Source organism: Cryobacterium sp. AP27, assembly GCF_056680495.1.
This window is the reverse complement of the sequence record NZ_CM155285.1, coordinates 2,067,460-2,080,158: the sequence shown is the minus strand read 5'-3', so window position 1 is coordinate 2,080,158 and position 12,699 is coordinate 2,067,460. Positions and strand designations below refer to the sequence as shown.

Below are 12,699 nucleotides of genomic sequence, written 5' to 3'. Positions count from 1 at the left end.
CGGCATCGGCCCGCACGATGGGCGTCCGCGGCCGGTCATGAAACGTTACGTGCTCATCTGCGCATACTGCAGCCAGTAGGCTTGTTCTGCTTGGCGCCCCTGGTTGCGCCTCCCTTTATTTACGCACTCTAAGCAATCTAAGGAACCGATTTAGTGTCGAAGCCCGTAGTCTTGATCGCCGAAGAACTGTCCCCCGCCACCGTCGATGCCCTCGGGCCGGACTTTGACATCCACCAGGTCGACGGCACGGATCGCTCCGCGCTCTTCGCCGAGTTGGCCACCGCGCACGCCGTTCTGCTGCGCTCCGCCACCAAGATGGATGCCGAAGCAATCAAGGCCGCGCCCCTGCTGAAGGTCATCGCGCGCGCCGGGGTCGGGCTCGACAACGTCGACATCAAAGCGGCCACCGCGGCCGGCGTGATGGTTGTCAACGCTCCCACGTCCAACATCATCTCGGCCGCCGAGCTGACCGTCGGACACATTCTGAGCCTCGCCCGGCACATTCCGGCCGCGAGCGGCGCACTGGCCGACGGCCAGTGGAAGCGCTCCAAGTACACCGGCGTCGAACTGTACGAAAAGACGATCGGCATCATCGGCCTCGGCCGGATCGGTGCCCTGATCACCGCGCGCATGCAGGCCTTCGGCACCAACGTCATCGCCTACGACCCCTACATCACCTCGGCGCGCGCCCAACAGCTCGGCGTCACCCCGGTGACGCTGGAAGAACTGCTGGAGCGTTCCGACTTCGTGACGATCCACATGCCGAAGACACCGGAGACCACGGGAATGATCGGTGAAGAGCAGCTGAAACTCATGAAGCCGAGCGCATTCGTGATCAACGTTGCCCGCGGTGGACTGATCGACGAGGATGCCCTCTTCGACGCACTGACCGCCGGCACCATTGCCGGCGCCGGACTCGACGTGTTCGTGAGCGAGCCGCCCACGGATTCCCGTCTGCTCGGCCTCGAAAACATCATCACGACGCCGCACCTCGGGGCGTCGACGGATGAAGCGCAGGAGAAGGCCGGCGTCTCGGTCGCCAAGTCCGTGCGCCTCGCGCTGTCGGGCGAGCTCGTTCCCGATGCCGTCAACGTGGCCGGTGGTGTCATCGACTCCTACGTGCGCCCCGGCATCCCGCTGGTCGAGAAGCTCGGACAGGTCTTCTCCGGCTTGGCCGCGCACAGCCCGCTCACGAGCGTCGACATCGAGGTTCGCGGTGAACTGGTCGAGTACGACGTGAGCGTTCTCAAGCTTGCCGCGCTCAAGGGCATTTTCACGAACGTCGTCAGCGAGACCGTATCCTACGTGAACGCGCCGCTCCTGGCGGAGCAGCGCGGCGTCAGCGTGCGCATGATCACCGACCCGGAATCGCCCGAGTACCGCAACGTGATCACGCTCCGCGGCGCCCTCGCCGACGGTTCGCAGGTTTCGGTCTCCGGAACCCTGACCGGCACCAAGCAGATCGAGAAGCTCGTCGAGATCAACGGCTACGACATCGAGGTTCCGTTCGCGAAGAACCTCATCGTGATGCTGTACACCGACCGCCCGGGAATCGTGGCCGTGTACGGTCGCGAGTTCGGCGACGCGCAGATCAACATCGCCGGCATGCAGATCGCCAGGGATGAAGCCACGGGCAACGCGCTGAGCGTGCTCACCGTCGACACCGAGGTGCCGGCCGGCCTGCTCGCATCCGTTCGCGAAGCGATCTCGGCCGAGATCATGGTGGAGATCGACCTCACCGAGTAACACTCACGCGATGTGGCCGGGGTTCGCCCCGGCCACACCGCGCGTTCGGCGACGATCAGTCGCGTGTGTAGAGCCGTGCCAGCACCGTGAGCAAACGGTTCATGCTCTCTGCCTCCGCCGCCACGGCGGGTGCGGAGGGCATTCCGGCCAGTGACGAGTTGCCGTACAGGCCGTCGCTGACGAGCATGATGGCCAGGGCGGTGTCGTGGTCGCCCACGGACTCTTCGATGACGCTCAGCCAGCCCCGGCGGATCTCTTCGAGCACGGCGATCGCCCGCTCGTGGCGCCCCTGGGCGAGGCGCGTGGTGGCGATGAACGATCGGTCGAGGGGGCTCCCCATGTTGACCGAACCGCGAATCAGATAATCGACCGGGCCCGCCACCGCGGTGCGGATGTTCTCGGTGTCGGTCGCGGCGGCCTCGAGCAGGCGGCCGAGCTGCGCCTCGACGAGCGCGTCCTTCGACGCGAAGTGGTACAGCAGGCCTCCCTTGGAGACCCCGGCGGATGCGGCCACGGCGTTCAGCGTGGCGGAGCGCTCCCCGCCGTCGATCAGTAATTCCTCGAAGGCGTCCAGAAGCCGGTCGCGGGTGGACGCGGTGGGGGACATGGCTTCAGGATAGTCAACCGGATTGGGAATCATTCGTCCACTATACCGTCCAGACGGTACAGTAGAAGAGTCCCGGCAAACCGCATACAGAAACGAGCCCGATCGTGTCGCCCACCGCATCCGAACCCACCACCCGCGGGCCCGTCGCCTTGCGCACGGCGTCACCCCCGGCCTCGTCCGGATCGGTGCGCCGATGGTGGGCTCTTGCGGTTCTGATGCTTCCGGTACTGCTCATCTCCATCGACAACACGGTGTTGAACTTCGCCCTGCCGGCCATCTCCCGGGCGACCCGGCCGACCGGAACGCAGCTCCTGTGGATGGTCGACATCTACCCGCTGGTGCTCGCCGGGCTTCTGGTGGCCATGGGAAGCCTGGGGGACCGGGTGGGGCGCCGGCGCGTGCTGCTGATCGGCGCATCCGGGTTCGGCCTCGTCTCGATCGGCGCCGCCTTCTCGCCGACGATCGAATGGCTGATCGTGGCCCGCGCCGTTCTCGGCTTCTTCGGCGCCATGTTGATGCCGTCGACGCTGTCCCTGTTGCGCTCCATCTTCACCGAGCGCGACCAGCGCCGCCTCGCCATCGCCATCTGGGCCACCGGCTTCGCCGCCGGAAGCGCGCTCGGCCCCGTTGTCGGTGGGGTGCTGCTCGAACACTTCGCGTGGGGCTCGGTATTTCTGCTGGCCGTTCCGCTGCTGCTGCCCTTGCTGGTGCTCTCCCCGTTGCTGGTTCCCGAATCCCGAGACCCGCATCCAGGCCGGATCGACGTGCCGAGCATCGCCCTGAGCCTGGCCACCATGCTGCCCATCGTCTATGGCATCAAGGCGATTGCGCAGGACGGGATCACACTGTTGTCCCTTCCCCCGCTGCTGATCGGCCTCCTGATCGGGGTGCTCTTCGTGCGTCGTCAGTTGCGGCTCCCGGTACCGATGCTCGACATGAGCCTGTTCCGCACCGGGGCGTTCAGCGGCGCCGTCGTGGTCAACCTGCTGTGCGTGACGGCGCTGGTCGGATGCCTGTTCTTCGTCTCCCAGCACCTGCAACTCGTCCTCGGCCTCTCGCCACTGAACGCCGGCCTGGTGCTCGTGCCCGGGCTCGTTGCCATGATCGTCGCCGGGCTGCTCGTGGTGCCGATTGCCCGTCGCGTGCGGCCTTCGCGGGTCATTCCCGTGTCCCTGCTCGTGTCGGCGGCCGGCTTCGCCCTGATCGCCCTCAGCGGCGGAACAATCGACTCCGTGGGAATCGTGATCGCGTTCGTGCTGTTGGGAGTGGGCATCGGAGCGGCCGAGACCGTGTCCAACGAACTGATTGTGGCCAACGCGCCGGCCGCGAAGTCGGGCGCGGCATCCGCCGTCTCCGAAACCGCCTACGAGCTCGGGGCCGTGCTGGGAACGGCGATCCTCGGCACGATCCTCACCGCCTCATACCGATCGGCGGTGCAGCTGCCCGACATCCTGACCGCCGCCGAGCGCCACGCGGCGGGGGAGACCCTCGGGGGCGCGGTCTGGGTGGCATCCGTCCTGCCCGCCGATGTGGGCGCCGAGCTGCTCACCTCGGCGCGCCACGCCTTCGACAGCGGCGTGGGGTTGAGCGCGTGGATCGGCGTCGCGCTCGTGCTCGCCGCGGTCGTCGTGGCGGCCACGGCGCTGCGCCGAGCACGGTAGGTCGGTTTCGCGGAGTGTCTCCTCGGACTTTTCGGGAACACGCCGCGGCGCGTTGCCGCTGGAGCGGCGTGTTGCGAAATAGTCCGAGGAAGCGTGCCTCCTCCACAGGGGGCCGCGGCGGCCCACGCGCAGATCGCCTGCGTCAGCGCCCTGCGGCGCGCGAGGGTCTGTACGGGCCTCGGTCATGAGCTGCATCTGCGGCGTGCACGCCACGCCGCATCGAGCCGCGCCGTCGAGGGCTGCGGCGTGCCGGTTCGGGTGCACTGGACCGACCTGCGGTTCGGCGATGCCGGACGGTCGTGGCTGGTCTCGCCGATGAACGCCCTCTGGCAGGCCATCCATTGCCTCGATGAAGAGAACGCGATCGCCTGCCTCGAGTCCGCGGTGCACGAGGGCTACGTGAGCGTCTCCGAGGCTTCCAGGCCGACCGAGATTGGGATCTGATCGCGGAAGGCCTCGGGCGGCGCACCCTGCGCCTTACTCATCAGCATGTGATGTTCGAGTGGCCGACGACGCTCGCCATCATCGAACGCGTGGTGTCCGACGCGAAACGCGCTCGGCGCTCCGGCTGCGGGTGAGGCGGGTTCAGAGGTCGTCGATGGAGTTTTCTTTGCGGGTGACCTTCTGGCCGGTCTCGGGATCTGCGATCGTACGAACCGTGCTGCTGCTGTTCCGGCGGCGGAACATGAACAGCAGGCCGATGATGAAGATGAGCGTGCCGGCGGCCATCAGGATGTAGCCCACGAGGTCAAGATCGATCCACGTGACGCTGACGTCGAGCGCCCACACAAGAATTGCGCCCACGACGAAGAGGAAAATGCCGAAGCCGATACTCATGATTCCTCGATTCGATACGGTGTTCTTGTTTTGTTGAGCATAGTCGCAACTTTGCGCGCAGTAGGGTTTGAGTACAGGTATTTCTCAGACGCTCGGAGTCGCATGTCTCGTAGAATCAAGCTCGCCGTAATTCCCGGAGACGGGATTGGCCCGGAGGTCATTGCCGAGGCCGTCAAGGTTCTCGATGCCGTCACGGCCGCAGAATCCGTGGAATTCGACAAGACCTCGTTCTCGCTCGGCGCCGCACGGTTCCTTGAGACCGGTGACGTGCTCACGCCCGAGGATCTGGCCGCCATCGCTTCGAACGACGCGATTCTGCTCGGAGCCGTGGGCGGTGCGCCGGGGGACCCCCGCCTCGCCAACGCCAACATCGAGCGCGGCCTGCTGCTGGCGCTGCGCTTCTCGCTCGATCACTACGTGAACCTGCGCCCGACGGTGCTCTTCCCCGGCGTGCCGAGCCCGCTCTCCGCACCGGGAAACGTGGACTTCGTCGTCGTGCGCGAGGGGACCGAGGGACCCTATGTGGGCAATGGCGGCGCCATCCGTCAGGGAACCCCGCAGGAGGTCGCCAACGAGGTGTCCGTCAATACCGCGTTCGGCGTGGAGCGCGTCGTGCGCTACGCCTTCGGCGTCGCGGCCGGCCGTGCGCGCAAGAAGCTCACCCTCGTGCACAAGACGAATGTGCTCGTTTTCGCCGGCAGCCTCTGGCAGCGCACCGTCACCGCGATCGCCGCCGAATTCCCCGAGGTTTCGGTGGACTACCTGCACGTCGACGCGGCGACGATCTTTCTCGTCTCAAACCCAAGTAAGTTTGATGTCATCGTCACCGACAACCTGTTCGGCGACATTCTCACCGACCTTGCAGCCGCCATCAGCGGCGGAATCGGTCTCGCCGCCTCCGGAAACATCAATCCGGAAGGCCGCTTCCCGAGCATGTTCGAGCCGGTGCACGGATCAGCACCGGACATTGCGGGCAAGCAGCTCGCCGACCCGACCGCAGCCATCCTCTCGGTCGCGATCATGCTCGATCACTTCGGCCTCACGGACGCCGCCGCCAGGGTGAACGCGGCCGTCACGGCCGATCTCGTCGCCCGCACCGACGGCACCACCTCCGGGTCTCGCAGCACCGCCGGCGTCGGCGATGCCATCGTGGCCCTCCTCACTCACGAAGGACTCGCATGACAGACACAGCGCCCACCACAACGGCCTACCCGCTTCAGTTCTCGCTTGTGCCGTCGACGGTCAAGCGCGATCAGGGCGACCGGGAGAGCATCCTCGCGGACCCCGGCTTCGGCAAGAACTTCACCGACCACATGGTGTCGATCGACTGGACCGTCGACGACGGCTGGCACGACGCCCGGGTGACGGCATACGGCCCGTTGCAGCTCGACCCCGCCTCGTCGGTGCTGCACTACGGCCAGGAGATCTTCGAAGGCCTCAAGGCCTACCGCCACGCCGACGGTTCCATCTGGACGTTCCGCCCCGAGAAGAACGCCGAACGCATGCAGCGCTCCGCTCGCCGCCTGGCGCTGCCGGAGCTGGCCGTGGAGGACTTTATCGAGTCCATCAAACAGATGATCGCCGTCGACGGCGAGTGGGTTCCCTCGGCGCCGGAGACGAGCCTGTACCTGCGGCCCTTCATGATCGCCAACGAGAGCTTCCTCGGTGTGCGCGCCGCTCACCGCGTGGGCTACTACGTGATCGCGAGCCCCGCCGGCGCGTACTTCGCCGATGGCGTGGCACCGGTGAAGATCTGGCTGTCCACCGAGTACTCCCGCGCGGGCCGCGGGGGAACCGGCGCCGCCAAGTGCGGCGGCAACTACGCGGCATCGCTTCTGCCGCAAATGGAGGCCTACGAGAACGGATGCGCCCAGGTGCTCTTCCTGGACGGTGAGACCGGAACCCGCATCGACGAGCTCGGCGGCATGAACGTCTTCTTCGTGTACGGCAACGACCGTCTCGTGACGCCGAAGCTCACCGGGTCCATCCTCGAAGGCGTCACCCGCGACAGCATCATGCAGCTCGCCCGCGACCGGGGCATGACCGTGGAAGAACGCGAGGTGACCCTCGAGGAGTGGCGGGTGGGCGTCGAATCCGGTGAAATCACCGAAATTTTCGCCTGCGGAACCGCTGCTGTGGTCACCCCGATCAGCCAGGTCAAGGGTCACGGCGTTAGCATTGGAGATCCCGATGCCCCGGCCGGAGAGATCACCATGGCTCTTCGCCGGGAGCTCACCGACATTCAATACGGCCGCATGCCCGACCGGCACGGCTGGCTCACCAGGCTCGACGCCTAGCGTTTCGCCCAGAACGGACCCTATGAAGATTGCGCGTTTCAGCCACGAAGGATCGATTGCCTTCGGCATTGTTGACGATGACGAACTGGTGGTGCTCACGGGTGACCCGATGTTCGCCGGCTACGACACAACCGGCGACCGGGTCGACCTCGTCGACGTGAAGCTGCTCGCGCCGGTGATTCCGCGCTCGAAGGTCGTCGTGCTGCGTGAGGGTTCGGGCCAGGAAGGCGCCAGGCCCTCCTTCGCGCTGAAGCCCAACACCGCGGTCGTGGGGCCGGGTGATCCCATCGTGATCCCCGCCCAGTCCTCGGACGTCACCGTCACGGGCGCGCTCGGCATCATCATCGGAACCTTCGCCAAGAACGTGTCGATCGCCGAGGCTCCCGGTGTCATCTTCGGGTACACCGTCGGCGCCGATGTGACCGCCCGTGACCTCGAGCAGCAGCCCGACCAGGCCGCGACCGCGTCGGCCTTCGACTCGTTCAGCCCGCTGGGCCCGATCATCGACACCGAATACGACCCCGCGACCGCCGTCATCCATGGGCGCATCAACGACGGCCAGTTTCAGAACAGCTCGGCGGCCGTCATGGAGCACAGCGTGGCCGAGATCGTGTCGTTCGCCTCGAGCATCTTCACGCTTTTGCCCGGCGACGTGATCCTCACGGGTGTGCCGGGAAGCTCGGGAACGATCGAGGCCAACGATGCCGTGCAGATCGAGATTCCCGGTATCGGTGTGCTCGTGAACTCGGTTCGCCCGGCCTGACCCGCTTCTCCGGCGGCTGACCCGGGGCCGGTGTGAGCGGTGCCCGGGGTCAGACGGTCGGCGCGGCGGGTTCGGGAAACCAGGACTGGATCTGGTCGAGCGCCGTCGCGAGCAGCGCCACCGACTCGGTCGCGTTGACCCGGGCCATCAGCATGGCGCTCATGGCGAGCGACGCGAGCGTTCTGGCACGCTCGGGCGCCCGCTCCGCGGCGGACCCTCCCGACGCGCGGCCGGCGGCACCGAGGGCGTCACGCAGGGCAGTGGTCAGCTCCGAGCGGTACGCCTCGACGATTTGGCGAGCCGGGTCGTCGTGGCTGGCCAGACCGGCGGCGCAGTTGACGAGCAGGCACCCACGGCGGGGGGAATCTTCGGGAAGCATGGACACCGCCGAGCGCAGTTCCTCGAAGTAGGCGACCAGCGAGGCGCGGTCGCCTCCGGCCCCCGTGAGGATGCGCAGGCGCGGCCGGATCACGGTGTTCTGGTAATCCTCGACGGCGGCGTCGAAGAGGCCGCGTTTGCTGCCGAAGGCGTGATAGAGGCTGGAACGTTTGAGTCCGGTCGCGCCTTCGAGATCGGCGAGGGAAGATGCCTCGAAGCCCTTGTCCCAAAAGAGGTCTCGAGCCGCCTGCACGACGGTCGTGCGCTCGAAACTCTGCATCCGTCCCATGGCGTTTCCTCCGCTTTTGCTGTGAGTGGTTTTGTGTATCGGTTGGTACACAATATATATTAGACCATCCGTTACAAAATAGCAGAGGAGCCCCCCATGGCCTCGTCCACCACCAGCACCCAGATCCAGCTCGCCGCCCGCCCCACCGGCTGGCCGACGGCCGACGACTTCAGCAGTACGCGCATCGACCTGTCCGATCTGGCCGCCGGTGAGGTTCGCGTCGCCAACGAGTTCATTTCCGTTGACCCGTACATGCGTGGACGTATGAACGACGCCAAATCGTACGTTCCCCCCTTCGTGCTGGACGAGACCATGACCGGCGGAGCGGTCGGCCGCGTCGTCGCATCCGCCTCGGACGCAATCACGGTCGGCGACGTCGTCGTGCACCAGTTCGGCTGGCGCGACCTGGTGCAGGAGGATGCCGCAGGCTTCCGCGTGGTTCCCGAGCTTCCCGGTGTGCCGCTGTCCGCGTACCTCGGCGTGCTCGGCATGACCGCCCTCACCGCCTACGTCGGCCTGCTTGATGTGGCCGAGTTCAAGGAAGGCGACACCGTCTTCGTCTCCGGCGCCGCCGGCGCCGTGGGCAGCATGGTCGGCCAGATCGCTCGGCTCAAGGGCGCGAAGCGCGTCATCGGATCGGCCGGCTCCGCCGAAAAGGTGGCCCTGCTCACCGGAAAGTACGGCTTTGACGCCGCCTTCAACTACCGCGACGGCGACATCGCCGGCCAGCTCGCCGCCGCCGCTCCCGACGGCATCGACGTGTACTTCGACAACGTCGGGGGCGAGCACCTCGAGGCCGCTCTGAACAGCTTCAACGGCGGCGGACGCGCGGCCCTCTGCGGCGCGATCTCCATCTACAATGACACCGAAGAAGCCGTTGGCCCCCGCAACATGGTGAACATCGTCGGCCGCGGGCTGACGCTCAAGGGCTTCATCGTGGGCAACTACGTGCACCACTTCGCCGACTTCTCCGCCGACATGGCAGCCTGGCTGGCCTCCGGCGAGGTCGTCTTCGACGAGACCGTCGTCGACGGCATCGACAATGCCGTTGACGCGTTCCTCGGCCTCATGCGCGGCGAGAACACCGGCAAGATGGTCGTTCGCACCAACCCCTGAGCGCCCGGCCCCGCCGCGCCTCCCCTCACCTATTCCGACCGCACCAATCTTTGGAGAACATATGAATTCCGTACTTTTCGTCGTCAGCGCCGCTGAACACTGGACCCTCAACGACGGCAGCCTGCACCCGACCGGGTACTGGGCTGAAGAGCTGGCCGAGCCGCACAGCCTGTTCAGCGAGGCCGACTGGGAGATCACCATCGCGACGCCGAACGGCGTCGCCCCGACCGTGGACGCGGGCAGCCTGTCGGCCCAGGCCGCCGGCGGCGAGGACCGCCTCGCCGCTATCGTTGCGTACCTCGACGTGATCAGCAGCGAGGTCAACAACCCGCGGTCGATCGCGGACATCGACGTCGCCGACTACGACGTCGTCTTCTACCCCGGAGGACACGGACCGATGGAGGACCTCGCCGTCGACGCCGTCTCCGGACGCATCATGACCGAGGCCCTCGACTCCGGTCGCATCCTCGGCGTGCTGTGCCACGCCCCAGCCGCGCTGCTGGCCGCCGTGCGCGACGACGGCAGCTGGCCCTTCGCCGGGTACACGATGACGGGCTTCACCGACGAGGAGGAGACGCTCGGCGGCCTTGCTCCGAAGGCGCCGTGGCTCGTGCAGAGCCGACTGGTTGAACTGGGTGCCGACTTCGTTGCCGGGGACCCCTGGGCCCCGCACACCGAGATCGACCGCAACCTCTACACCGGCCAGAACCCGGCATCCTCCAGCATGCTCGCATCCGCGATCATCGCTGAGGTGTCCGCCCGCGTCTAACCCGCCGCTCGCACACAATCACCCTCGTTCCGTCTCGGAACGGGGGTGTTGTGGTGGGTGGGCGCGTGCGGCGCCGGGAAGCGCGCCGTACGGCGCCGCCCGGACGCTCAGCGACCCAGCGCGGCCAGGACGAGCGAGACGTCGTCCTCATCGTTCCAGAGATGGAAGGCCACCCGGGCGCGCCCGGCGCGTCCGGAGGCGGTGAGCCCCGCGGCCCCGAGGCGGGCCAGGTCGTCGCCGTCCCGGTCCGGCCAGCTCAGGATGGCCTGACCCTGCCGGTCGATGCCGAGTCCGTCGCAGAGCGCGTCGCCGAGGCCTACGGTGTGCCCGCGCACGGCGGCGAGGTCGAGGCCGCGGAAAAGCTCGAGGGCGGGTTCGGCGCCCACCCAGGCGGGCCAGACGGGGGACACGTCGAAGCGGCGGGCATCCGCTGCGAGGTTCATGTCGGGCCCGTAGCAGGAACCCCACACATCGTCGCCCGCGTACCACCCGGCCTGCACCGGGCGGAGGAGGGCACCGAATGCGGCCGTGACGGTGAGGAAAGCGACGCCGCGCGGGGCGCACAGCCACTTGTAGCTGTGGCAGATCGTCGCGTCGAAGACCGACGCATCCACCGGCATCCACCCGGCGGCCTGGGTCGTGTCGCTTAGGGTGAAGGCGCCGTGGGCGTGCGCGGCAGCCGTGATCGCGTCGACGTCGGCGATGGCGCCGGTGGCCGACTGCACAAGCGAGAAGGCGACCAGCCAGGTGTCGGCTCCGACGCTCGTGGCCAGGTCAGCCACGGGCACGTGCCGCACCGTGACGCCGCGGTGCGCCTGCGTCAGGAAGGGGAAGACCATCGAGCTGAAGTCCCCGTCGACGCAGAGCACCTCGGCTCCGTCGGGCACGCTCGCGGCGACCATGGCGGCGATGACCGATGTTTGCGAGCCGATGGCCACGGCGCTGGACGAGACTCCCACCAGCGCGGCGTAACTCGCGCGAACGCGCTCAACGAGCGCGCCATAGTGTGCGGCGCTGGCGTCCCCTCGCGCCCATCGCTCGCTATCGGCGCGCATGGCCTCCAGGGTGCCCGCACTCGGGAGGCCGAGCGTGCACGCCGCCAGGTAGCCCCGGGCGCCGGCGAACTGTGCTCGGGCGTCGCTCAGGCTGAGAGTGGGCACGGAGGGTGGGACGGCGGCGGTGGTCATGGGTCCAGCCTGCCCGAACGCTATTCATTCATCTACGGGCGACATTCAATGACCTGCATAAGCGCAGGTTATTCTTTGTTCATGTCGCTCACTCCCGTCCCCGGCCGAGACCTGCTCGACGCCCGCGCGCTCCGCGTCGTGCGGGCGGTACAAGAAACCGGATCGATCACGGCCGCGGCGCTCGCACTCGGATACAGCCAGCCGGCCGTCAGCCAGCACCTCGCCCGGCTCGAGACCCGGCTCGGAATGCCGGTCGTCGAGCGGGTGGGCCGCGGCGTGCGATTGACCGAGGCCGGACTGGTGCTCGCCCGGCACTCGCGGGCCGTGGAGACGACGCTCGAAGCCGCCGCGGGGGAACTCGCGGAGCTCGCCGGGCTGCGCTCCGGTCGGGTGCGGATCGCCGCGTTCCCGTCGGCATCGGCGGCCATCGTGCCGGGTGTTCTCGCGCGCATGAAGCAGCGGCATCCGGGAATCGCCGTCACCTACCGGGAGGCGGAGCCGCCCGAGGCTGTCGCCCTGGTGCGCGACAGCAGTGTCGATCTCGCGTTGACCTTCAGCTATCCGGGCGACAGCGCCGACCCGCATGGAGACAGCGCGCAGGGGTTGCGGGTGAGCGAGCTGCGGCACGAAGAGATCCGGGTCGTGCTGCCGTCGGGCCACCCCGCCGCGTGCCGGGCCGCGGTCGATCTGGCCGACCTGGCCGGGGACGACTGGATCGGCGGGTGCCCGCGGTGCCGCGGTCATCTCCTGGAGCTCTGCGACCGGAACGGGTTCGCCCCACGCATCGTGTGTGAAACCGACAACGTGGCCGCGGTTTTCGGCCTCGTGGAGAACGGAATCGGCGTGGCCATTCTCCCCATCCTCGCCATCGAATCCGTCGGTCCCCGTTCGGGCGTGGCGATTCGACCCACGACGAGCCTCGACCATCGCACCGTGCACGCGGTCACCGCCGCCGGGGCGGAGCGGATCCCGGCCCTCGCCGCCACTCTCGCGGCCCTGGCCGCCGTTGTGGCCTCCGCCCCGGAGCAGGGCGGTGGCAACTAGAATTG

At 67.7% G+C, this 12,699-nt stretch carries 13 protein-coding genes; 9 read left to right on the top strand and 4 right to left on the bottom strand.

All coding sequences use genetic code 11. The features are described 5' to 3' along the window. The first annotated feature begins 153 nt into the window (after positions 1–153). Positions 154–1,746, top strand: a complete 1,593-nt coding sequence (gene serA / locus AC1MB9_RS09950) for a phosphoglycerate dehydrogenase (protein ID WP_479961800.1) — start codon at positions 154–156, stop codon at positions 1,744–1,746. 55 nt (positions 1,747–1,801) lie between these two features. On the opposite strand, the gene AC1MB9_RS09945 is transcribed toward serA, so the two are convergent. After that, a complete protein-coding gene (locus AC1MB9_RS09945; protein ID WP_479961799.1) occupies positions 1,802–2,386 on the bottom strand; it encodes a TetR/AcrR family transcriptional regulator in 585 nt (194 codons plus the stop codon). A 116-nt stretch (positions 2,387–2,502) separates the two neighbouring features. Here AC1MB9_RS09945 and AC1MB9_RS09940 point away from each other — a divergent pair, with 116 nt between their 5' ends. Together AC1MB9_RS09940 and AC1MB9_RS09935 are read left to right on the top strand one after the other, a co-directional pair. Beyond that, positions 2,503–4,014 (top strand): MFS transporter, encoded by a 1,512-nt coding sequence (locus AC1MB9_RS09940; RefSeq protein WP_479964619.1) that lies wholly within the window; start codon positions 2,503–2,505, stop codon positions 4,012–4,014. Between the two features lie 93 nt (positions 4,015–4,107). Further along, entirely contained in the window at positions 4,108–4,458 is a 351-nt protein-coding gene (locus AC1MB9_RS09935; RefSeq protein WP_479961798.1) for a hypothetical protein, read from the top strand. 141 nt (positions 4,459–4,599) lie between these two features. Here AC1MB9_RS09935 and AC1MB9_RS09930 read toward each other — a convergent pair whose 3' ends face one another. Next, positions 4,600–4,851, bottom strand: coding sequence for a DUF6458 family protein (locus AC1MB9_RS09930; RefSeq protein WP_479961797.1), 252 nt, complete (start codon positions 4,849–4,851; stop codon positions 4,600–4,602). A 102-nt stretch (positions 4,852–4,953) separates the two neighbouring features. Between AC1MB9_RS09930 and AC1MB9_RS09925 the strand changes: the two genes are divergently transcribed. From AC1MB9_RS09925 to AC1MB9_RS09915, 3 genes are read left to right on the top strand one after another with little or no spacing between them, the layout of a single operon-like run. Further along, positions 4,954–6,033, top strand: coding sequence for a 3-isopropylmalate dehydrogenase (locus tag AC1MB9_RS09925; protein ID WP_479961796.1), 1,080 nt, complete (start codon positions 4,954–4,956; stop codon positions 6,031–6,033). After that, positions 6,030–7,148 carry a branched-chain amino acid aminotransferase gene (locus AC1MB9_RS09920; protein WP_479961795.1) on the top strand — a complete coding sequence of 373 codons (1,119 nt, stop codon included), beginning with the start codon at positions 6,030–6,032 and terminating at the stop codon, positions 7,146–7,148. The genes AC1MB9_RS09925 and AC1MB9_RS09920 overlap by 4 nt, the downstream gene beginning before the upstream one ends. 22 nt (positions 7,149–7,170) lie before the next feature. Then, a complete protein-coding gene (locus tag AC1MB9_RS09915) occupies positions 7,171–7,911 on the top strand; it encodes a fumarylacetoacetate hydrolase family protein (RefSeq protein ID WP_479961794.1) in 741 nt (246 codons plus the stop codon). A 49-nt stretch (positions 7,912–7,960) separates the two neighbouring features. Here AC1MB9_RS09915 and AC1MB9_RS09910 read toward each other — a convergent pair whose 3' ends face one another. Continuing rightward, positions 7,961–8,578, bottom strand: a complete 618-nt coding sequence (locus AC1MB9_RS09910) for a TetR/AcrR family transcriptional regulator (protein ID WP_479961793.1) — start codon at positions 8,576–8,578, stop codon at positions 7,961–7,963. A 96-nt stretch (positions 8,579–8,674) separates the two neighbouring features. On the opposite strand from AC1MB9_RS09910, the gene AC1MB9_RS09905 reads away from it, so the two are divergent. Both AC1MB9_RS09905 and AC1MB9_RS09900 read left to right on the top strand, forming a co-directional pair. After that, positions 8,675–9,694, top strand: a complete 1,020-nt coding sequence (locus tag AC1MB9_RS09905; RefSeq protein ID WP_479961792.1) for an NADP-dependent oxidoreductase — start codon at positions 8,675–8,677, stop codon at positions 9,692–9,694. Positions 9,695–9,755: 61 nt separating this feature from the next. After that, positions 9,756–10,463, top strand: a complete 708-nt coding sequence (locus tag AC1MB9_RS09900; protein WP_479961791.1) for a type 1 glutamine amidotransferase domain-containing protein — start codon at positions 9,756–9,758, stop codon at positions 10,461–10,463. Between the two features lie 107 nt (positions 10,464–10,570). Here the strand turns inward: AC1MB9_RS09900 and AC1MB9_RS09895 are convergent, their stop codons facing one another. After that, the gene (locus AC1MB9_RS09895) at positions 10,571–11,650 is read right to left on the bottom strand and encodes an aminotransferase class V-fold PLP-dependent enzyme (protein ID WP_479961790.1); all 1,080 of its coding nucleotides are present in this window, start codon (positions 11,648–11,650) and stop codon (positions 10,571–10,573) included. An 81-nt stretch (positions 11,651–11,731) separates the two neighbouring features. Here AC1MB9_RS09895 and AC1MB9_RS09890 point away from each other — a divergent pair, with 81 nt between their 5' ends. Further along, entirely contained in the window at positions 11,732–12,694 is a 963-nt protein-coding gene (locus AC1MB9_RS09890; protein WP_479961789.1) for a LysR family transcriptional regulator, read from the top strand. Positions 12,695–12,699: the final 5 nt, after the last annotated feature.